The sequence below is a fragment of the Caballeronia sp. TF1N1 genome, from assembly GCF_022878925.1.
In the GTDB taxonomy this organism is placed as follows: domain Bacteria; phylum Pseudomonadota; class Gammaproteobacteria; order Burkholderiales; family Burkholderiaceae; genus Caballeronia.
In genome coordinates this window covers 121,667-142,010 of the sequence record NZ_CP084629.1, presented here as the reverse complement: position 1 = coordinate 142,010, position 20,344 = coordinate 121,667, and the positions used below count along the sequence as shown (strand labels likewise).

The window sequence follows — 20,344 nt, the reverse complement described above, 5'->3', positions numbered from 1 at the left end:
TAGCAACACTCTTTCCTGAACTTTCCCCCAACTACGTATAGCATCCCCATTGCAGTGCCGAACAGCAAGCGCGCGGCTCGCCCAACGCCGCGAAGTTCCTCCCACACCAAGGAGCAAACGATGCCAACGATGCACGCAGTGCAAGTAGCAAAAGCCGGCGGTCCGCTCGAACTCGTGGAGCGCGAAATACCCGATCCGCCCGAAGGACACGTGCTCATCAAAGTGCAAGCCTGTGGCATCTGCCACAGCGATTCCCTCACGAAAGAAGGCCAATGGCCGGGTCTCGAGTTTCCGCGCGTACCCGGTCACGAAATTGCAGGCGTCATCGAGAAACTCGGTGCGAACGTCGAGGGATGGCAGGCCGGGCAGCGGGTCGGCGTCGGTTGGCATGGCGGGCATTGCGGGCATTGCGAAAATTGCCGTCACGGCGACTTCGTGCTTTGCAAGAACGCGCTCGTTCCCGGTATCAGCTACGACGGCGGTTACGCGGAATACATGGTGGCGCCGCAGGAAGCACTCGCGCGCATGCCCGACGATCTCTCCGATATCGACGCCGCGCCGCTTCTCTGCGCCGGCATCACGACGTTCAACGCGCTGCGCAATAGCGGCACCCGCGCGGGCGATGTCGCGGCGATCCTCGGCATCGGCGGGCTCGGGCATCTCGGCGTGCAGTTCGCGCGCAAGATGGGCTTCGTCACGGTCGCCATCGCGCGCGGCAAGGACAAGGAACCGCTCGCGAAGCAACTCGGCGCGCATCACTATATCGACAGCGAATCGCAAAACGTCGGCGAAGCGCTGCAAGCACTCGGCGGCGCACGCGTGATTCTCGCCACCGCCACGAGCGGCAAGGCGATGAGCGCGGCTATCGGCGGGCTCGGCATCAACGGCAAGCTGATCATGGTCGGCATCTCGCAAGAGCCCGTGGAAGTGCCCGTCGCGCAGTTCATCATGGGTCGCAACTCGGTGCAAGGCTGGCCGTCCGGCACGGCGGCGGACTCGCAGGAAACGCTCGCGTTCAGCGCTTTGTCGGGCGTGAAGCCGATGACCGAAGAGTACCCGCTCTCGCGCGCGGCCGAAGCCTACGACCGCATGATGAGCGGCAAGGCGCGTTTCCGAGTAGTGCTCATTCCTGGCAAGTGACCTCCGCCGAAGCATCGTTTCATTGACCAACGAACATAGAGTCAATGTCGCCCGAACCATTGGGCGACATGTAGCGCGTCGCTATCGTAGTGTTCATGCGGTCGAATCCATCCCGGCCGCTTCAACACGATCCAGTTCCTTGGAGACACGAAAATGGCGACCCCCACCGTCGCGCCGCTGACGTTTCAGCGCGCGCCCAATCTTCCACGCAATTGCACTTTCGATCCGCACGACTGGCAAATCCTCAGCCAGTACTGGCATCCGGTCGCGTTTGCTTCGCAGGTCGCGGACAAACCGTTGAGCGTCACGCTGCTCGATGAGCCGCTCGTCGTGTTTCGTGCGAACGATACACTCGTCGCCGCGCGCGATGTGTGTCCGCATCGCGGCGCGCCGCTGAGTCAAGGCTGGGTCGAGAACGGCCATCTCGTGTGTCCTTATCACGGCCTCGAATACGGTGCGGACGGCAAGTGCAAGCATATTCCGTCGCAGGAAGGCGGCACCATTCCCGACCGTCTGCGCCTGACCACTTACGCGGTGCAGGAAGCCTATGGCCTGATCTGGGTGTCGCTCGGCGGTGGAGAGCAAGCGCTGCCCGATTTCCCCGCATGGAACAGCGAAGGATTCCAGCAGATCTTGCCACCTTCGATCGACATCAAGGCATCCGCGGGACGTCAGACGGAAGGCTTCATCGATGTCGCGCATTTCGCGTGGATTCATCACCGCAGCTTCGCGGACCGGCGCAATCCCGTGGTGCCGAGCTACACGGTCGAGCGGCGCGGCAACGGCATGCGCGCGGAGTATGTCAGCACCGTCAGCAACTTTCCGAAGTCGATGCAGCATCGCGCGCCCGAAGGCTTCTTGTGGCGCCGTATCTTCGAAGTGGATGTGCCGTTCTTTGCACGTCTCACTGTGCTCTTTCCCGAAGGCGGCCGGCTCTCGATTCTCAACGCCGCGAGCCCGGTATCCGCGCGTCTGACGCGTCTGTTCGTGCCGATTGCGCGCAACTTCGACAAGGATCTGCCGCTCGATGACGTCTACGAGTTCAATCGCCAGGTGTTCGAGGAAGATCGCGCGATCGTCGAATTGCAATGTCCCGAAGATCTGCCGATAGACCGCGCCGCCGAAGCGCCGATTCTCGCGGATCGTTCCTCGGGGGCATATCGCCGCGCGCTAGCCGAGATCGGTCTCGGTCAGGCTTACGTCCGCTGATCGCCATGGCGGAAACGGAGAGCATCATGAGAATCTGGGAATGCGTTATCTGCGGCTTTCGCTATGACGAAACGCTGGGCTTGCCGGAAGCGGGTCTTGCCGCGGGCACGCGCTGGGAAGACGTGCCGGACGACTGGCTCTGTCCCGATTGCGGCACGGGCAAGCAGGACTTCGAGATGCAGGAGGTGTCGGCATGAGTCACGATATGGGTCTACCGGTCGTTATCGTGGGAACGGGGCTCGCCGGTTATACGGTGGCGCGGGAGTTGCGCAAGCTCGACGCGCAAGTGCCCATCACGCTCATCAGCGAGGACGACGGCAGCTTCTATTCGAAGCCGACGCTTTCCAACGCGCTTGCCATGAACAAGGCGCCGCACGCGCTCGTCACTTTCGATGCGCGCGCCATGGGCACGCAGCTGAACGCGAGCATTTTGTCGCACAGCAAGGTGGAGCGCGTTCTCGCGGATACGCACGAACTCATCGTCGATGGACAATCTTTTCGTTACGGCAAGCTCGTGCTCGCATTGGGCGCGGATGCGCGGCGCATTCCGCTCGCGGGCGATAGCGCAGGCGACGTGCTGTCGGTGAACTCGCTCGACGACTACGTGCGCTTCAGAAAGCGGCTCGAAGGCGCGCAGTCGGTCGCGCTGCTCGGCGCGGGCCTGATCGGCTGCGAGTTCGCCAACGATCTCGCGCTCGCGAATTACAAGGTCACGCTGATCGATCCCGCGGCCACGCCGCTGTCACGGCTGCTGCCCGAACGCGCGGGTCATGCGTTTGCACAAGCTCTCGAACGACATGGCGTGCGGCTGCGTCTCGGGCGTTCGGTGGCAACGGTGAATCGCGCGGAACGCGGCTACGCGCTCACGCTTTCCGATGGCGAGGCAATCGATGCCGACGTCGTGTTATCGGCGATAGGTCTCGCGCCGCGCACGCAGCTCGCGGAACAAGCGGGCATCGCGATAGAAGGCGGCATACGTACGGACGCCTATTGCCGCACGAGTGCGGCCGATATTTACGCACTCGGCGATTGCGCGGCTATCGAAGGAAAAGTGCAGCCGTATGTGTTGCCGATCATGCACGCAGCACGCGCGCTTGCCCGCACGCTCGCGGGCGAGGCAACGCGCGTCGCGTTTCCGATCATGCCGGTGACGGTTAAAGCGCCCGCATCTCCAACGGTAGTCGTGCTGCCCGACGAAACCGGAACATGGCGCTATGCAAGCAACGTATCCGACGAATCGCTCGACGGTCTGCACGCGCTTTGCGAACATGCCGCCGATGGCCGGCCACTCGGATTCGCCTTGCTGGGTTCGGCCACGCAAGCCAAGGCCGCGCTTCTCAAGGCGATGACATCGGGCAGTTTCGAGTCCGCTCTACAACGATAACGACGCAGCTTGCCTCTGACCGACCAGCGTCGCGCTTGCCGGTGGCTTGAAGAACCTGTCACTTCGATGCCGCACGGTAGACGTTTCGACGCCGCAGCCAAAAGCTTGCGGCGTCGTTTTTCATGGTGCTATGCATCGGGCGTGACCGCGAGCTTGCGCGCAACGTTCGTGACGAGGCGGCGAAGCCATCGCGTGGCCGCGCTGCGATGCGTTCTCTCATGCCATAACTGGTAATACGTGAGTGCGGGCGTTGCGCCGGGAATCGGCTCCATCTTCAAAGGCAAGAGGCGCGCGTAGTGGGAAGCGAGCGCGCGCGTCGTCGTGAAGATAAGGTCCGAGCGCACGAGCACATAGGGCGCCATGCCGAAGTAAGGCAGCGTGGTCGTGACCGTGCGCGTAAGACCGTTGCGCGCGAGTTCCGTATCGATGGTGCCCCACGCGGTCGTGTTGTAGGTCGTGACAGCGAGATGCTCGGCTTTCTCGAAGGCGTCCTTCGTGAGTTCGCCCGGCTTGACCGGATGATCCGCGCGCATCAGGCAAACCAGTTCGTCCTGACACAGCGGTTGCAGATGCAGATGCGCGGGCGGCGTGCGCCAGTTGCCGATCACGAGATCGAGCAAGCCTGTTTCGAGGCCGTTTTCGTAGCCGCCATCGACCATCATGAGATGTTTGAATTCGAGCTTCGCGGATGGCGCGGCTTGATGGAACGCGTCGATCACGGCGGGCACGAAGAACACATCGAGATAATCCGGCGAGCCGATTCGAAACGTGCAGTTGCTCGACGCCGGATCGAATTCGGTGTTGGGATGAAGGATCGCGTCGATATGACTGAGCGCCTGCGCGGCAGGCTCGATCAGCGTGAGCGCATGACTCGTCGGCACCATGCGGCTGCCGCTGCGCACTAGAAGCGGATCACCCGTCATTTCACGCAGCCTGCGCAGCGCAATGCTCACAGTCGGCTGCGATTGCCCGAGCAGCTTGGCGGCGCCCGAGACGCTCGACTCCGTGAGGAGCGTATGCAGAACGCGGATCATATGGGAGTCGATGCTTTCCCTGGACATCATGCGGCGTCACCTTTGACATGGGGGATGCGCGGGCGATCTTGTGATTCGTTATGGCGCCCGGCTGCGCAAAATATACGGACGGATATAGCGCAGGTCAACGCTGGGGCAAACGCGTATGTCGCCGCGAAAGCCTTGTGCCGTCTGACTCATGGCACCGCGTTTATGGTGAGAATGGTCGCAGGGTTATGCAAGGCGCGCCGCTGTGTGCACAACGCGCCAGCGCCATGACGTGAAGGATCAGAACGGCTTGTACGGCAGGAACTTGCCGTCGAGCGTGATCACGGCGCGTGATCCGCCTTCGGAATCTTCCACCTTCTTGATGTCGATACGAAAGTTGATCGCACTGATAATTCCGTCGCCGAATTGCTCATGCACGAGCGCCTTCAACGTCGTGCCATACACCTGCACCATTTCATAAAAGCGGTAGATGGTCGGGTCCGTCGGCACGTTGCCCGGAATGCTGCCGCGCAGGGGAATGGTCTGAAGCAGCGCGGCGGCATCGTCGCCGAGTTCGAGTTTGTCCGCGACGCTCTTTGCGGCTTGCTCCGGCAACGGGTGCTGGCCGAGAAGCGCGGCTGTCACGTAGGGCACGCTGAGGCTCGTTCCTTCCGCGAGTTCGGCGTACGTGAGTCCCTTGCGCGCCTTGGCATCGACGATATGTTCGGTCAGCGTGGAACGCGACAACTGCGAAATCTGCGATTGCATGACGACTCCTTTGCCCGGATGGCCGGTCGGTTGAACAAGCCGACAGTTGACCACGGCAAAAAAGCTCAATCCAGCGGCGGCACGACGCCTTCGTTCAAGGTTTTGAGCAGACGCGCGCGGCGCCGTTCCAGATCGGCGATCTGACGCTCTATCGACACCAGGCGTTCGCGTTGCAATGCGGTGGTTTCCGGACACGTCACCGCGCCTTCGATTAGGCGCATGCAGTCGGGAAACGCGAGGATATCGGCGAGGCTGAAGCCGGTCGCGATCATGCGCTGTATCTGCTTCACCTGAGAGATGGCCGCGTGCGGGAACACGCGATAGCCGTTGCTTGCGCGAACCGAAGTAAGCAGCCCATGCTCGTCGTAGTGGCGAATCGAACGAACGCTCGCGCCGGTTTCGCGAGATAGCTCGCCTATAGTCAGTAGCGTGTGTTCAGCGGATCGTGTCATGCAAAAAGACTAGCACTTTTTCGCTTGACCCTGACATTAGTGTGAGGCGCGACACTCAGGACTTTCGAATGAATGAGGAGTGTCATCGTGTCTTTTCGCATGGTTCGTTACCTTGTTTCCACGTTGATCGCGACGGGCGCGTTGAGCGCCGTATCGTCCGCTGCGTTCGCGGAAGAAAAAAGTTATACCGTCAATGCACCGGATGGCTTCGCGCTCGCCGTGCAGGAATCCGGCAACCCGGACGGCCCCGCCGTCGTGCTGATTCATGGACTGCTGGGCAGCCGCCTGAACTGGGATGCGCAGGTGAAAAGCGCGCGACTGAAGGGCTACCGTCTCATCACTTACGACATGCGCGGCCACGGTCGCTCAGGCAAGCCCACGAATGCCGATGCCTATACCGACGGCCGCCGCTGGGCCGACGATCTTGCAACAGTCATCGAAACGTCGCATGCAAGGAAGCCGGTGCTCGTTGGCTGGTCGCTCGGCGGCGCGGTCATCTCGAACTATCTCGCGGCCTATGGTGACGGCAAGATCGCGGGCGCCGTGTATGTGGATGGTGTGATCGAGCTTACGCCCGAGCAGATCGTGGCGCATCCCGATGTCTATCGCGACATGACATCGGCCGATCTCAAGACGCATCTCGACGGCGAGCGCACCTTCCTGAGCCTTTGCTTCGACACGCAACCGGACAAGGTCACGTTCGAGCGCCTGCTCGCCAACGCCGCGATGGCTTCGTGGGACATGCAGGCTGCTGTTCAGTCGATGAGCGTAGCGGCCGCCGATGGTCTCGGTCAGGCGCAGGTTCCGGTGCTGCTGATCTACGGCGCGCGCGATGCGCTCGTCAAGGCGCAACCGGCTATCGCGCGGGCGCGTCAGATCAACCCGAAGTTGCGGAGCGTGCTGTATGCGAAGTCGGGCCATGCGCCTTTCATCGAGGAGCCGAAGCGATTCGATAACGATCTTGGTGCGTTCGTCGATTCCGTATCGGGTAAATAAAAAGTTCCCACTCGTGAATAAAAATCTGCACTTTACCGTGCGGATTCTTGACACGAAGCACGGCGCAGTTAAACTGTTCCTCTATATGAACGAGGAGCAGCGCATGCGTCGTGAGGAAATCGAAGCCAGCAGCACGGTCAAGTCGGCGGACCGCACACTCGATCTCTTCGAGTTGCTCGCGCGCTGGGGCCGCGAGATGTCGCATGCGGAGATTGCCGAGGCGCTCGACATTCCCAAGAGCAGTCTCACCAAGCTCATCCGCAATCTGACGGATCGCGGCTATCTGCGTTTCGTGCCTGAAACGAAGGGGTATCGGCTGGGCGATGCCATTTTGAAACTCGCGCAGCAGTCGAATCAGTTGCGCAGTCTGATTGCATGCGCCGAACCGGTCCTCGGCGATATCACGCAGCAAACGGCGGAATCGTGCGCGCTCAATCAACTCAAGGGCGAGCAGGTCGAAGTCGTTGCAACTGTCGTGAGTCAGCAGCGCCTGCAATCGCATATGCGGCTCGGCGATCTCGCGCCCTTGTATGCGGTATCGGGCGGCAAGGCAATACTCGCCTTCCTGCCCGATGTCATGCGCGCCGAATACATGCGCTCGGTGTCGTTCGAGCGCTTCACGAAGAACACCATCGGCACCAAGAAAGCCTTGCTGAACGAGCTGGAATACGTGCGTGCAAACGGCTTCGCTCATTCGCTCGAAGAATTCACGCCGGGCATCGTGGGTCTTGGCGTGCCCATTTTGTCGTCCACCGGGTTCCCGCTCGGTTCGCTCAATCTCGCGATACCAGCCGTGCGTTACTCGCCGGAAATCGGCGAGCGGTCGATTGCAATACTCAAGGCATCCGCGGTGCGCATCCAGCGTCAATATCTCGCGGAATAGAGTTACTGCGCTTTTGCAAGGAAGCGCTTCATGCTCGACATGATCGTGCGTGCTTGCTCATCGAATGGTTGTCCGCGCAATGCGAGCGTGGGCGCTTCGACGGCGAGCGTCAGGTCAGCGGGCAGCTTGACCAGCAAATCGTGCAACGGAAGTTCGCCATCGCCGGGAAGCAAACGCGCGGTGCGTGCTTCGTTTCGCCGGTCGGCCACTGCAACCGGCGAGGCACGCGGTCCATCGCAAATCTGCATGTATTCGATAAGCGCGGGGTCGATACTATCGATGTCCTCAACCTTCGCGCCCGAGCGGAAGTACTGCAAGGCATCGATCAAAAGCCGCGCGTTCGGCTGACCGCTTGCCTGGATGGTGGCGAGCGCATCGTCCAGCGTGCCTATGGCGCAATACGTGATCAACTCCAGGCCAACCGTCATCTCGAAGCGTGCAGCCGCTTCGCACAGCGCCCGAAAATTGCGCATGAGACGCTCGCGGTCCTGATCGAAGCCAACGGTAAGCACATGCTTCGCGCCAAGCCGATGCCCCGCTTCGAGCGCGGGCAAGAGAAGTTCTATGTTCGTGCTCTCTTGCAGCCAGATGGCTTCGATATCGAGCAGGCGAACGCCCGTCGCCTCCATGCGCGCGGCGAGTTCGCGGATGAGCGCCGGATTGCCCGCGACATCGACGATGCTATCCGCCGCCGTGGGCGCCACGACGCGCAAGCCGTAATAGTCGAAGCCACCGGCGTGCGCGGCATCGACGAGTTGCAGCGGATGCGCATCCAGCATGGTGAGGTGATGCAAGGACAGTTTATGCATTGTCGTATTCGTGAGTCTTTAGCGCTTTGCGGGCAGAACAAAGGGATAAGCAAGGAGGGCCGTGCCCGGCGTGACTTCATGTCCGGCCGGGCTCATGCTGCCTTCTATCGTGTCGAGTCGCGCGATCAGGCCATCCTTCACGCCGAACACGACATCCGAATCCAGATAGCGGTCGCCTTCAAGAAACACGTGCGTGACGATCGTTTCGAAGCCCGGCGCGCTGACCTTGAAATGCACATGTGCCGGCCGGTAAGGATGCCGCCCTTGCGCATCGAGCATCTTGCCTACAGGGCCATCGTTCGGAATCGGATAGAAGGCGGGCACGATCGAACGGAACCAGAAACGTCCATTTTCATCGGCGTGGAAACGGGCGCGCATGTCGAGCGCGGTCAGGCCCGCCTCGCGTTGTACGTCGTAGAAGCCGTGATTGTCCGCGTGCCATGTCTCGATGAGCGCGCCCGCAATCGGCTCGCCATGTTGATCCGACACACTGCCTTCCACGATCATCGCCGGCCCGTCCGATGCATGCGAAATGCTCGCGCCCAACGGAAGATCGCGCGCCTCTTCGACATAGAACGGCCCGAGCACGGTGGTCTCGGTGGCGTTGCCCGTGAAGCGATGATTGAGCGCATCGACGAGCATGGACACGCCAAGCGTATCGGAGAGGAGGATGAATTCCTGGCGCGTCTCCGAACACATTTGGCCCGTGCGCGTGAGAAAGTCGATAGCGCCAGCCCATTCCGCTTCGGTCGGTTCGATCTCTTTCACGAACGCATGCAGATGCCGGACGAGTGCCTCGCTAATTTGCCGTGTCCGTTCGTTCTCGCAACCGCTCAAGCGTTCGAGCACGGCTTGCGTGATGTTGTCTTCGTTGAAATTTCGCATCGAGTGTCCTTATTTGACCAGCGCGGGCGGCAGGCCTTTCCATGCGCGTTCGAGCATGGCGCGAAGCGGTCGGCTTTCGGGCGCGCGCGGATTTGCATAGGCGTTGCGCGTGACGAGGTCGATTGCGTGATCGATGCCCGCTTCAGGCATGCCGATCGCTTCGAGCGAACGCGGCACGCCAAGCGATGCCGCGAGATTGTGGAGACCGGTCCACGCATGCTCCGTGTTCAATGCGCGGGCAATGCGCTTCATTGCGGGCGCGGCGGCATCGGCGTTGAAAGCGGCGACATGCGCGATCATGATGGCATGGGTCTGCGCGTGCGGCAGATCGAATGCGCCGCCAAGCACATGGCAGATCTTGTGATGCAGACCCATGCCGACCGAAGCCAGACACGTGCCGCACAACCACGCGCCATATTGCGCGGCGCGTCTTGCGTCGATCGATTCGGGCGCGCGCGCCACTTCGGGTAACGCCGCCGCCAGCGACGCGATACCTTCGTCCGCCATCAGCGATGTGATCGGATTGCCGTCCACAGCATAGAGCGCCTCGACCGCATGCGCGACGGCGTTGAGCCCGCTTGCCGCGCTCATCGCGACGGGAAGACTCAAGGTCAGCTCGACATCGTAGATGACGATTTCGGGCAGCACCTTGAGCGTGCGCTGTGTGCGTTTCTCGCCGTCACGCGTCTCACCGATGATCGGCGTGACTTCGGAGCCCGCATACGTGGTCGGCAGCACGATCTGCGGCAGGTCCGTCTGCAATGCAATGGCCTTGGACAGACCGACCGCCGAGCCGCCGCCTATGGCGATCACACAATCGGCGTGCGCGCGGTCTACGGCTTGCAAGGCGCGCGCCGTGACGTCCCAGGGCGTGTGCATGGTGGCATCGGCGAAACGGTGTGTCGATTCCGGATCGAACTGCTGCGCGATGGCATCGCCCAATGCGGCCTGTTCGCGCGTCGTCACGATGAGCGGACGCGTACAGTCGAGCCGTGCGGCTTCGGCGGCCGTCTCCGAGCGCCGGCCCGCACCGAAGATCACGCGGGCGGGCAACGCGTTATAAACGAACTCTGTTGCCACGGCGTTCATCACAGCGTGCCTGTATCGAGCCACGCACGGCCACGCGCATAAAGCGCTTCGACCACGGGACCGGTTAGTCCCGGCATGTCGCGCTTGACCTTGTAGCCGATCTTGGTCTGAATGTACGCGAGATGCCGGTAACCCTCGGGAAAGAGCCCGAGTGTCTCGGGATCGAGTTCGAGCCGCACACCCGTTTCGACGGGGTCCAGACGGTCTTTCTCGTAGATAGGCTGACGCAGGCGCAAGAGCCACTTGCCGTCCACTTTCTCGTAGAAGTCATAGAAGCGCCCGGTGCAGACGACATCGCAACGATGACCTTCGACCTCGCCGCGCTGCGAGATGGTCATCTTCGTCTGCGCAATGGCACGTGTGCCTTCGAGATCGATAGCCGTGCCGCCGAGGAAGTGAAGAATACTGACGCCGCGCGCCCAGCCTTCTTGCGTCACGCGGATGAATTCCGGCCCCGTGCCTTGAAACCACGTGGCCATCATCACGCCCTCGGGATGCCAGAGCGTGGCGAAGCGTTCCCAGTCGCCCGCGTCGCGCCACACGGCCCAATTCTCGATTGCCTCGCGTATCGCCAGCCGTTCCAGCAGTGTCTCGTTCATTGTGTGACCTCGTGTTCTCATATGGAAAGTGGTTTCCATGGTGAGTGAGCGCGGGCCGTGCCGTCAAGCGTTATCTGGGCTTTGTAGGGACTATCCCTAGTTTATTCTCATACGGGAATTGTGCGTGAAAACGCGTTGACAGTTTTCGATGTGAGTTTCTAAGATGGAACTAAAATACGGATGAGAACACACTTACATCACCAATGGAGACATCGATGTCCAACGCAGCAGACCATGAGCCGCACGGACGGCATCAGTCGAAACTGGCGGCCGCGAGCGGCTGGATCGGTTCGGCGCTCGAGTACTACGACTTCTTCATTTACGCGCAGGCCGCGGCGCTGATCTTTCCGCAGATCTTCTTTCCGAAGGGCGATCCCAAGGTGGCGATTGCCGCGTCGCTCGCGACTTACGGCATCGGCTACGTTGCGCGTCCTATCGGCGCGGTCGTCCTCGGGCATTGGGGCGATACGCACGGTCGTAAGTCGGTCCTGCTCGTCTGCATGTTTCTGATGGGCTTCTCGACGATGGCCGTCGCGTTCCTGCCCACTTACGATCAGGTCGGCTTGTGGGCGCCCGCGTTGCTCGTCGTGCTGCGGCTCGTTCAAGGCTTTGCGGTGGCGGGAGAAATCTCGGGCGCGAGTTCCATGATTCTCGAACACGCACCGTTTGGGCGGCGCGGTTATTACGGCAGCTTCGGCATGCAAGGCGTCACCGCCGGGCAATTGCTCGCGGCCGCCGTGTTCCTGCCGCTGAGTCACTTCATGCGCGAGGACGCCTTCAATTCATGGGGCTGGCGCGTGCCGTTCCTGATGAGCGCGCTCGTGTTGGTCGCCGGTTACTTCATTCGACGCAAGGTGCGCGAGACGCCCGCGTTCGCGCAGGAAGGCGAGCGTGGCGCGGTGCCGCATGCGCCCGTCAAGCTCGCGTTCAGGCATTGCTGGGACGACATGCTGCGCGTGATGTGCATGTCGATCATGAACGTCATTCCCGTGGTCACGACCATCTTCGGCGGCGCGTATGCGGTGCAGCAGGCCTATGGCATCGGCTTCAGCAAGAGCCTTTATCTGTGGATTCCGGTGCTCGGCAATGTCGCTGCCATGATCGTCATTCCTTACTGGGGACGTCTGTCGGACAGAGTGGGCAGAAGGCTGCCGATCATCGTCGGGTCGGTCGGTTCCGGGCTGCTTTCGTTTGCGTATCTCTATGCCATCAGCATTCATAGCGTGACGCTCGCCATCGTTTTGTCGATACTGATGTGGGGCCTCGTGTATCAGGGGCAAAACGCGGTGTATCCGAGCTTCTATCCCGAGCTCTTTCCAACGCGCATGCGCGTGACGTCGATGGCCATTTCGCAGAACGTAGGCGTCGCCATTTCGGCCCTACTGCCGGCGCTGTTCACGACGGTCGCGCCGCCCGGCTCGCAAAACATCTGGCTGATCGTTGGCGGTATCACGTTCGGCATCACGGTGTTGTCCGCGTTGGCGACATACTCGGCGCGCGAGACGTATCGCATCCATATGAACGATCTTGGCCGGCGCGATGCGGTGCCGGTCCCCAAACACGAATATGAACGCCTGCGCGAAGAAGCGACGCAAGAGCGCGCCAATACGGCGAAGCCGCTAAGCGGACAGGAGCGTGGCGCATGACGGCGTTCGACACACAAGAGAAGGCAATGACGACGACATCATCCGGTTTGACCGAGGAAAGGCTGAGGCTCGATGCACCCGCCGACGCGCTCACGCGCCTCTTCCATATCTTCGGCTCGCCGATTGCGCATGTGCGCGCCCCTGTCGTGTGGAGCACGTTGATGAAGCGCTATGGCATCAACGCGCTGATGCTGCCCGCCGATGTCGATAGCGCGCACTTCGATGCCGCGCTCGCCGGCACCAAGGCCATTGCGAACGTGGACGGCGTCATCTTCACCATGCCGCATAAAGTGGCCGCCATGCGTCATGCCGATACGCTCACGGAGCGCGCCGAGCGCATCGGCTCGATCAATCTGCTGCGGCGCTGCGCGGATGGCGGATGGGAAGGCGACAACGTGGATGGCGCGGGCTTCGTCGCGGGCCTGCAGGCGGATGGCGTGCGTCTGGAAGGCGCGCACGTCTATATGCATGGCTGCGGTGGAGTGGGGCGCAGTATCGGCTGGTCGGTCGGGCTGGAGAAAATCGCGAGCCTGACTATCTTCGACATCGACACCGAGCGCGCGCGCGAATTGGCCGATGCCATCGCCTCGGTCAGCGATGCGCGCATCGAAGCCGGCACGCCGGATATGCGCGGTATCGATCTCGCCATTAATGCAACGCCCGTTGGCTTGCATGCGCATGACCCATTGCCCTTCGCGCTGGATGAACTTGCACCGCAAGCAGTCGTCGCCGATGTAATCATGGAACCGCGCATGACGGCTCTGTTGAAGGCGGCTCAGGCGCGCGGTCTGAAGGTTCATCACGGACGCAACATGATGAACTACGCGATGCCCATTTCCGCGTCCTTCTTTGGCTTGCCTGCATCGTTCGACTGGAACGGCAAGTCACTGCAAGGATGAGCCATGAATCAAGCTGCGAATGAATGGTTCGAAGGATTTTCGAAGCTGGATGTCACGGCGGGCGATGTGCACTTTAACGGCAGGATTGGCGGCTCTGGCCCACCTGTGTTGTTGTTGCACGGCTATCCGCAGACGCATTTCGTCTGGCGTTATATCGCGCCTGTGCTTGCGCGTTTCTACACGGTGATTGCGCCCGACTTGCCCGGCTATGGCGCAAGTGTCACGCTCGCGCACGAACAACGCTGGACCAAGCGGCGCGTGGCGCAGGCACTCGTCGAACTCATGAGCGCACTCGGCCATGAGCGCTTCGCTGTCGTCGGACACGATCGCGGCGCGCGCGCGGGTTATCGGCTGGCGCTGGATCATCCCGAGCGTGTGGCGGCGTATGCCTCGTTGACGGTGGTGCCGACCATCGACGCGTTCGCATCCGTGAATAAAGCCTTCGCCGTCAACGCTTGGCACTGGTTCTTTCTCGCGCAGCCGGCTGACTTGCCTGAACGCATGCTCGCCGCCGATCCCGACGCCTTCATTGAACGCGCGCTCGGCAAGATGGCAGGCGGCCTCGAACGCATGGATAGCGACGCACTCGATGCCTATCGCCGCGCCTTTCGCAACCCGGACGTGCGCCATGCAATGTGCGAGGACTATCGCGCGGCAGCCGATGAAGACTCGGCGCACGACAGCGCGGATCGCGCGGCGGGCCGCAAGCTCGTGTGTCCCGTCATGGTTCTCTGGAGCCTGGAAGAACGTAAAGGGCAGGCTCATACGCCAATCGAAATCTGGCGCGCATGGGCCGATGAAGTCAGCGGACGCGGCATCGGCGGCGGCCATTTGCAACCGGAAGAATCGCACGAGGAAGTCTTGCATGACCTCGTGCCGTTCCTTCGGCAACACACCTCATCGTGATAGATCAAAAGGTTGGATACATGGAGAAGATCGGAATAGCCGTTATCGGCGCGGGCGTGATTGGCCGGCGTCACGTCCAAGAGATCGCGCGTAACGAGTCGTGCAGGCTCGTGGCTATCGCCGATCCATCGCCCGGGTCGGCGAGTTATGCGGCGTCGTTGTCCGTGCCGCTTTATGCCGATTACCACGAGTTGCTGAAGCACGAACGTATCGACGCGGCTATCGTGTGCACGCCCAATCACACCCATCTCGAAGTGGGACTCGCGTTTATCGAGCGAAAAATCCCCGTGCTGATGGAAAAGCCCATTGCAGACGATCTCGAATCTGCAAACGCGCTCGCGGATGCATCCAAGGAAGCGGGCGTTGCCATGCTCGTCGGGCATCATCGGCGGCACAATCCGGTGGTGCGTGCAGCGAAGGAAGCCGTGGCAAGCGGAAAGATCGGCACGCTCGTCATGGCGAACATCATGTGCCTGTTGTACAAGCCCGATGACTACTTCAACGTGCCGTGGCGCAGACAGCCAGGCGGCGGTCCTATTCTCATCAACCTGATTCACGAGATCGACTTGCTGCGGTTCATCTGCGGCGAGATCGTGTCGGTGCAGGCGGTATCGTCGAACAAGGTGCGCGGTTTCGACGTGGAAGACTCGGCGGCCTGCACGCTGCGACTCGCGAATGGCGCGCTTGCCAACATCAGTCTCTCCGACACGACCGCGACGCCTTGGGGCTGGGACACGGCAGCGGGCGAGGACCGTGAACTCTTCGCTTATCGTCCCGTGCCCACGCATTTTTTCGCGGGCACAGACGGCGCGGTCACCATGCCGGACCTGACGATGTGGTCGTATCAAGGCGCGAAGGGACGCGACCAGCCTATTCACGATGCGCGACTTGCCGTGCCCGAGGAGAACACGTATGCAAACCAACTCGAACATTTCGTCGATGTCGTGAAAGGTTCGGTGCGTCCCGTCATAGACGGACACGACGCCGCACGCACGCTTGCGGCAACGCTCGCCGTGGAGGAATCGGCGCGGCTGGGGCGCCTGATCGAACTGAACGTGACCTGATGCGGCACGCTCCTTGCGCCAGACCTCTATATGTCACCACGCCAAGAGGATTGCGCCATGAACGATAAAACCATCGACGATACCAATGCACAAGCCGGCCCGTCTGACGACCCGAAATCGCACCCGACATCGAATGCCGAAAAAGACCCGAGCGATTGGGTCACGGGGGACGAAAAGATGACGGGCGCGCAGGCTTCCTATCTGAAGACGCTTTCCGAGGAAGCAAAAGAAGAGTTCGACCCGTCGCTGACGAAAGCGGACGCCTCGCTCAAGATCGAAGAATTGCAAGCGAAGACGGGGCGCGGCCAAAAGTCTTGAAGTATTCGAACGCTGCCATCTAAACAAAGCATGTTTTGTTGGTTTGCGCGTCGTGACTGCTGAGTGAGAATCGCGGAGTACGGTGCTGGTGTGAACCCAGCGCCGCCTCTAACCGTGCTCTCCCAGCGGAAATCATGATGGCGTCCCTTTTGCACCGCCGGCCCCGTCGCGCCGGAAAGATTCTCGTCGCGGCTTGCGCGGCTGCCGTACTCGTTCTGCAAAGCGGCTGCAAGCCGGACACCGAGAAAGTACAGAGCTCGTCGGTATCGGTAGACAAGTCGGCGAAGCAGGAAATCACCTACTTCAAATATCCCGACAACCCCGCGTTCGACCTCGTCTATCTCGCCGACAAGCTCGGCTACTTCGAGAACACGAGCACGCGGCCCAAGTACGTCGGCAAAATCTCCGCACCGCAGATCATTCCGCTCGTCGGCACGGGCGAGATCGACTTCGGCACGCGCATGGTGCCGCTCGTCATCTCGGCCATTGCAAGCGGCGCGGACATCAAGGTGGTCTCGGCTGGCGGCGAGACGCTGCCCGATGCACCGCACATGAAGTATTTCTCCCGCGCCGATTCGGGTATTCGCGGACCAAAGGACTTCGAAGGCAAGACGGTGGCGTTCAACAGCTTCGGCGCATGCGCGGAGTTCGTGACGAAGAAGTATTTGTCGCAGCATGGCGTGGATGTCTCGAAGGTGAATTGGCTCGTCGTGCCCGACAATCAGTCGCAGCAGGCGCTCGTAACGAAGAACGTGGATATCGCCATCATTCACCCGCCGTTTTCCGGCGCGGCGGAAGCCGATCCGCAATTGCACAAGTTATGGAGCGATTGGGACGAAGACGGTGGCCTCGGCGGAATGGCGCCGTATAGCGTGAATGGCGCGTTTGCGCGGGCGCATCCGCAAGCGGTGAAGGACTTTGTCACGGCTATTGCGAAGGCGGGGAACTGGGTCAACGCGCACCCTGACGAAGCGCGTCAGCTTACGGCGGAGCGGTTGGGTATCGACGTGAAGCTGGTCGAGCGTTATGCCTATGTGAAGGATCTCGTCGTAACCGAGCCGCCGATCCAGTACTACATCGACATTCTCGAACAGGCTGGCAAGATCCCGAAGGGCAAGGTTGCAGTCAAGGATGTCTACACGAACGACTACAACCCGTACGCTGGCAAGTCGTCGCAAGCGAGCGCCAGCACGCATGCGCAGGGCAATCCGTCATGAGCGAGAAGATCGTCGCGCGTGGCCTCGGCCTCACATATGAAAACGAGGCGACAGGTTCGAGCCTCACGGTGCTCGATAACTTCGATCTGAGCGTGCGCGAGGGAGAGTTTCTCGCCGTGCTCGGACCGAGCGGTTGCGGCAAGTCGACGTTCCTGAGCATTCTTGCCGGCCTCGTGCCGCAGACAGCGGGCGAGATTACCGTGGATGGCGAACCTGTCAGCGCCGCGCGGCAAAAGCTTGGCGTCGTGTTTCAGGGCTACGCGCTCTTTCCTTGGCGCACGGTGCGCAAGAACGTTGAGACAGGGCTCGAGATTCGCGGCGTGAAAGCCGTGCAACGACGCAGCGAAGCCGAACGTTTCTTGCGTCTCGTCGGGCTGCTCGACTTCGCCGATCACTATCCGCATCAGCTATCGGGCGGCATGCGCCAGCGCGTGGCCATTGCGCGCGTGTTGGCTTATGGTCCCGAGATATTGTTGATGGACGAACCCTTCGGCGCGCTCGATGCGCAAACCCGCGAGTCGTTGCAGCAGGAGTTGCTCGCTATCTGGGAGCAAAGTGCAAAGACGGTCGTCTTCGTCACGCACAGCATCGACGAGGCGATTTTTCTCGCGGATCGCGTGGCCATCATGGGACGCGGGCCGGGCCGCGTGAAGGAAATTATCGATATCGACTTGCCGCGTCCGCGCGATGCCTCTTTGCGCCATTCCGCCGCTTTCATGGCGTTGCGGCAGCGTGCATGGGCAAGCCTGAGTCTGGAACTCGGCGAAGCGCTTGTTCCGTCGCGCGAGCAGCACGATGAACTGAACACGGGGGCATTCCGTGCCTGAGCAAAACACCATCCGCGAGCTGCCGGGTCTGATCGCACCGCAGACGCCGCAAACGGCACAACCGCCCAGGGTTCGCACGGCCGCGCCGCGGCGGAGCATTCGGCTTTCCATGGCCTTCGAACGTTCCATCGCGCTTATCGTCTTCGTGCTGCTGTGGGAGTTGCTGCCGCGGCTCGGTGTCGTGAGCACGGCGTATCTGAGTCCGCCATCGCAAGTGGCGGTTGCCATCGCGCATCTCGTCGATAGCGGCGAAGTGTGGAAGCACCTCGGCGCAAGCGCGCTGCGCTCGCTTAGCGGGCTCTTGCTGGCCGTTGTCGGCGGCGTGGTGTGCGGATTCGCGCTTGGTTGGTTCCGGCGCGCAGAGCGCATCGTCGATCCGCTTTATCAACTGCTGCGGCAAGTTTCCGCGTTCGCGCTCTTTCCGGTGTTCATGCTCTTTCTCGGGATCGGTGAATCGTCGAAGATCGCGATCATCGTATGGGCGGCGTTCTGGCCCGTGCTGCTCAACACCATCTCTGGTGTGAAGCAAGTCGAACGCGTGTTCATCGATTGCGCGCGTTCCATGGGGGCGGGGCAAGGCTTCATCTTTACCAAGGTCGTGTTGCCCGCCGCGTTGCCCGAGATACTGACAGGTATCCGGCTCGCGGGCGCCTACAGCATCACGGCGCTCGTCGCGGCAGAGATGATCGGCGCGCGCTCGGGTCTCGGTTTCTACACGCTCAACTCTCAGGAGACGTTCCAGATTCCCGACATGTATGCGGGCATCGTGCTGCTCGCGCTGTTCGGCCTTCTGATCAACAAGAGCCTTTCGCTGCTCGAACGGCGTTTGCTGCGCTGGCGTGTGGGCCTCGCACAGAATGGCTAGAGCCGGACAAGCGGCGTCGCATGAAGGCGGCTGGCGGCTGTGGATGCCGCTTGCGGCAGTCGCGTTATTCGCCGCGTACTTGTTGTCGCCCTTGAGCGCAAGCTGGCGCAATTCACTCGCCGATGACCGGCCGTTCGCCGCCGCCTATGCACGCGGCAAGCTGATCGTCGCCGTGCCGTCCCAACCCGCGCCTATCCTGACCGTCGGCCACGTCGACCGTTCCGTGCGCGCACCCGAGGCATACTCCGCCGCGCTCGCCGAGGCACTCGGGCGCCGCGCCGGACTGCCCGTCGAACTCGTGTTAGCCGAACAAGCCGATGCGCGCCACGCCGTGCAAGACGGTCGCGCGGATGTCGCCATCGCCGGGCTGGCGTTTTCGCCGGATGCGTCCGTTGCCTTTGCGCCCGGCAACTACGCTTCGGGGCGAGGCGTTGCGCTCGTTCTTCGGCACGGCAACATTCAGGACTGGCGCGATCTCGAAGGCCGCTCGATCTGCGCGTCGCGCGAAAGTCCGTTTGCGGCGCGCGCCGCGCATCGGTATCGGGCGGCATTGCAGGGCTTCGACAGGCCGCTTGACGCATTGCTCGCGTTTCAGGCGGGAGAGTGCGCCGCGCTCGTGGACGATGAACTCGTCGTGCGCGCGCTCCTCAAGCAAGCCGACTGGTCGTACTACCGGACGCTGCCGGGCGCGGTTGCGCCCGCGCCGGCGTTCATCGCATCGCGTGGCGGCGATATCGCGAGCGCGGCGTTCATCGAACGGACGGTGAACGGGTGGCGGCGCGAGCGCTGGTTCACCACCGTGCGGCAGGATCAGGCCACTCGCCTCGCGTTCGAAATGTTCAACGCACAGAACGATTTGTATTGCCATTGAAGAGTCGACAAACAGGCGGCGGTCGCCTCGTCGCGCCCGCCCAGCCTTGTAAGGAGCGGTTTTTGCTGAGTGCTCGATGCCTGGATCTACCTGTCATCGATTATGAAAGCCACGATTGTTTCGCACGAGGAGCCGCATGGCTCCGCCGCCGAGATCCACCGCTTCCGCTTTCTGCTGGAAGACGGCAACGAAAAGCCACTTGAGGAAGCCATTTCACTGCGTACGGCACGTGTCATCGTCGAAAATCTCGCCGATGGCAACGCGTTCATCAAGATGCTCCATGCCATTGTTTCCTCGGACCCCGCCGACTACGACGCGCTGATCGGCAAGGCGTTTCCGGATCATTTCCGCGATCAGCCCGCAGCCAACCGCCCGATGCCGGGAAAGGAGAGCGAAGGCCCGTGCCCCTGACCAGGCAAAAAATGCCGCTGCCGTGCCGATTCCGGGAATTACGGGGAAATTCGTCCGTTTATCGGGACTTCGAATTTCCTGGACGTAGCTAGAATTCATTCTGTT

Annotated in this window: 23 protein-coding genes; 16 read left to right on the top strand and 7 right to left on the bottom strand. The window is 61.6% G+C overall.

What is annotated here, in order from left to right:
* Positions 1 to 120: 120 nt before the first annotated feature.
* The 4 genes from LDZ28_RS26800 to LDZ28_RS26785 all read left to right on the top strand — a co-directional run bounded on the left by LDZ28_RS26800 (position 121) and on the right by LDZ28_RS26785 (position 3,733).
* Complete coding sequence (locus tag LDZ28_RS26800) at positions 121 to 1,140, top strand: alcohol dehydrogenase (protein WP_244831641.1); 1,020 nt, start codon at positions 121 to 123, stop codon at positions 1,138 to 1,140.
* A gap of 153 nt (positions 1,141 to 1,293) precedes the next feature.
* Positions 1,294 to 2,349, top strand: a complete 1,056-nt coding sequence (locus LDZ28_RS26795; RefSeq protein WP_244831639.1) for an aromatic ring-hydroxylating dioxygenase subunit alpha — start codon at positions 1,294 to 1,296, stop codon at positions 2,347 to 2,349.
* Between the two features lie 26 nt (positions 2,350 to 2,375).
* Complete coding sequence (locus LDZ28_RS26790) at positions 2,376 to 2,546, top strand: rubredoxin (RefSeq protein ID WP_244831637.1); 171 nt, start codon at positions 2,376 to 2,378, stop codon at positions 2,544 to 2,546.
* Positions 2,543 to 3,733: an NAD(P)/FAD-dependent oxidoreductase gene (locus tag LDZ28_RS26785; protein ID WP_244831635.1), complete on the top strand. Its 1,191-nt coding sequence runs from the start codon at positions 2,543 to 2,545 to the stop codon at positions 3,731 to 3,733. The genes LDZ28_RS26790 and LDZ28_RS26785 overlap by 4 nt, the downstream gene beginning before the upstream one ends.
* A gap of 128 nt (positions 3,734 to 3,861) precedes the next feature.
* Here LDZ28_RS26785 and LDZ28_RS26780 read toward each other — a convergent pair whose 3' ends face one another.
* The 3 genes from LDZ28_RS26780 to LDZ28_RS26770 form a co-directional block, all read right to left on the bottom strand.
* On the bottom strand, positions 3,862 to 4,797 hold the full coding sequence (locus LDZ28_RS26780; RefSeq protein WP_244831633.1) for a LysR family transcriptional regulator: 936 nt from the start codon (positions 4,795 to 4,797) through the stop codon (positions 3,862 to 3,864).
* A 237-nt stretch (positions 4,798 to 5,034) separates the two neighbouring features.
* The gene (gene cynS, locus LDZ28_RS26775; RefSeq protein WP_244831632.1) at positions 5,035 to 5,502 is read right to left on the bottom strand and encodes a cyanase; all 468 of its coding nucleotides are present in this window, start codon (positions 5,500 to 5,502) and stop codon (positions 5,035 to 5,037) included.
* Positions 5,503 to 5,567: 65 nt separating this feature from the next.
* Positions 5,568 to 5,954 (bottom strand): MerR family transcriptional regulator, encoded by a 387-nt coding sequence (locus LDZ28_RS26770; protein WP_244831630.1) that lies wholly within the window; start codon positions 5,952 to 5,954, stop codon positions 5,568 to 5,570.
* Between the two features lie 87 nt (positions 5,955 to 6,041).
* Between LDZ28_RS26770 and LDZ28_RS26765 the strand changes: the two genes are divergently transcribed.
* Complete coding sequence (locus LDZ28_RS26765; RefSeq protein WP_370652285.1) at positions 6,042 to 6,950, top strand: alpha/beta fold hydrolase; 909 nt, start codon at positions 6,042 to 6,044, stop codon at positions 6,948 to 6,950.
* Between the two features lie 103 nt (positions 6,951 to 7,053).
* Positions 7,054 to 7,833: an IclR family transcriptional regulator gene (locus tag LDZ28_RS26760; protein ID WP_244831628.1), complete on the top strand. Its 780-nt coding sequence runs from the start codon at positions 7,054 to 7,056 to the stop codon at positions 7,831 to 7,833.
* Positions 7,834 to 7,835: 2 nt separating this feature from the next.
* Here the strand turns inward: LDZ28_RS26760 and LDZ28_RS26755 are convergent, their stop codons facing one another.
* Genes LDZ28_RS26755 through LDZ28_RS26740 form a run of 4 tightly spaced genes read right to left on the bottom strand, consistent with a single transcriptional unit; the run spans position 7,836 to position 11,215 of the window.
* Positions 7,836 to 8,642: a sugar phosphate isomerase/epimerase gene (locus tag LDZ28_RS26755; RefSeq protein ID WP_244831626.1), complete on the bottom strand. Its 807-nt coding sequence runs from the start codon at positions 8,640 to 8,642 to the stop codon at positions 7,836 to 7,838.
* Between the two features lie 18 nt (positions 8,643 to 8,660).
* Positions 8,661 to 9,527, bottom strand: coding sequence for an intradiol ring-cleavage dioxygenase (locus LDZ28_RS26750; protein ID WP_244831624.1), 867 nt, complete (start codon positions 9,525 to 9,527; stop codon positions 8,661 to 8,663).
* Between the two features lie 9 nt (positions 9,528 to 9,536).
* Complete coding sequence (locus tag LDZ28_RS26745; protein ID WP_244831622.1) at positions 9,537 to 10,616, bottom strand: maleylacetate reductase; 1,080 nt, start codon at positions 10,614 to 10,616, stop codon at positions 9,537 to 9,539.
* The gene (locus tag LDZ28_RS26740) at positions 10,616 to 11,215 is read right to left on the bottom strand and encodes a nuclear transport factor 2 family protein (protein ID WP_244831620.1); all 600 of its coding nucleotides are present in this window, start codon (positions 11,213 to 11,215) and stop codon (positions 10,616 to 10,618) included. The genes LDZ28_RS26745 and LDZ28_RS26740 overlap by 1 nt, the downstream gene beginning before the upstream one ends.
* Positions 11,216 to 11,430: 215 nt before the next feature.
* Here LDZ28_RS26740 and LDZ28_RS26735 point away from each other — a divergent pair, with 215 nt between their 5' ends.
* From LDZ28_RS26735 to LDZ28_RS26690, 10 genes are all read left to right on the top strand, one after another.
* A complete protein-coding gene (locus tag LDZ28_RS26735) occupies positions 11,431 to 12,861 on the top strand; it encodes an MFS transporter (RefSeq protein ID WP_244831618.1) in 1,431 nt (476 codons plus the stop codon).
* Positions 12,858 to 13,760 (top strand): shikimate dehydrogenase, encoded by a 903-nt coding sequence (locus tag LDZ28_RS26730; protein ID WP_244831610.1) that lies wholly within the window; start codon positions 12,858 to 12,860, stop codon positions 13,758 to 13,760. Before LDZ28_RS26735 ends, LDZ28_RS26730 begins: the two co-directional genes overlap by 4 nt.
* Before the next feature lie 3 nt (positions 13,761 to 13,763).
* Positions 13,764 to 14,666: an alpha/beta fold hydrolase gene (locus LDZ28_RS26725; RefSeq protein ID WP_244831603.1), complete on the top strand. Its 903-nt coding sequence runs from the start codon at positions 13,764 to 13,766 to the stop codon at positions 14,664 to 14,666.
* A 20-nt stretch (positions 14,667 to 14,686) separates the two neighbouring features.
* Entirely contained in the window at positions 14,687 to 15,730 is a 1,044-nt protein-coding gene (locus tag LDZ28_RS26720; RefSeq protein WP_244831602.1) for a Gfo/Idh/MocA family protein, read from the top strand.
* A gap of 57 nt (positions 15,731 to 15,787) precedes the next feature.
* Entirely contained in the window at positions 15,788 to 16,048 is a 261-nt protein-coding gene (locus tag LDZ28_RS26715) for a DUF3072 domain-containing protein (RefSeq protein ID WP_244831600.1), read from the top strand.
* 134 nt (positions 16,049 to 16,182) lie between these two features.
* The gene (locus LDZ28_RS26710) at positions 16,183 to 17,265 is read left to right on the top strand and encodes an ABC transporter substrate-binding protein (protein WP_370652284.1); all 1,083 of its coding nucleotides are present in this window, start codon (positions 16,183 to 16,185) and stop codon (positions 17,263 to 17,265) included.
* Positions 17,262 to 18,092 (top strand): ABC transporter ATP-binding protein, encoded by an 831-nt coding sequence (locus tag LDZ28_RS26705; protein WP_244831593.1) that lies wholly within the window; start codon positions 17,262 to 17,264, stop codon positions 18,090 to 18,092. The genes LDZ28_RS26710 and LDZ28_RS26705 overlap by 4 nt, the downstream gene beginning before the upstream one ends.
* 109 nt (positions 18,093 to 18,201) lie before the next feature.
* On the top strand, positions 18,202 to 18,957 hold the full coding sequence (locus tag LDZ28_RS26700; RefSeq protein ID WP_244831955.1) for an ABC transporter permease: 756 nt from the start codon (positions 18,202 to 18,204) through the stop codon (positions 18,955 to 18,957).
* Entirely contained in the window at positions 18,950 to 19,828 is an 879-nt protein-coding gene (locus tag LDZ28_RS26695; RefSeq protein ID WP_244831591.1) for a transporter substrate-binding domain-containing protein, read from the top strand. Before LDZ28_RS26700 ends, LDZ28_RS26695 begins: the two co-directional genes overlap by 8 nt.
* 69 nt (positions 19,829 to 19,897) lie before the next feature.
* Positions 19,898 to 20,239 (top strand): hypothetical protein, encoded by a 342-nt coding sequence (locus LDZ28_RS26690; protein ID WP_244831589.1) that lies wholly within the window; start codon positions 19,898 to 19,900, stop codon positions 20,237 to 20,239.
* The last annotated feature ends 105 nt before the right edge of the window (positions 20,240 to 20,344 follow it).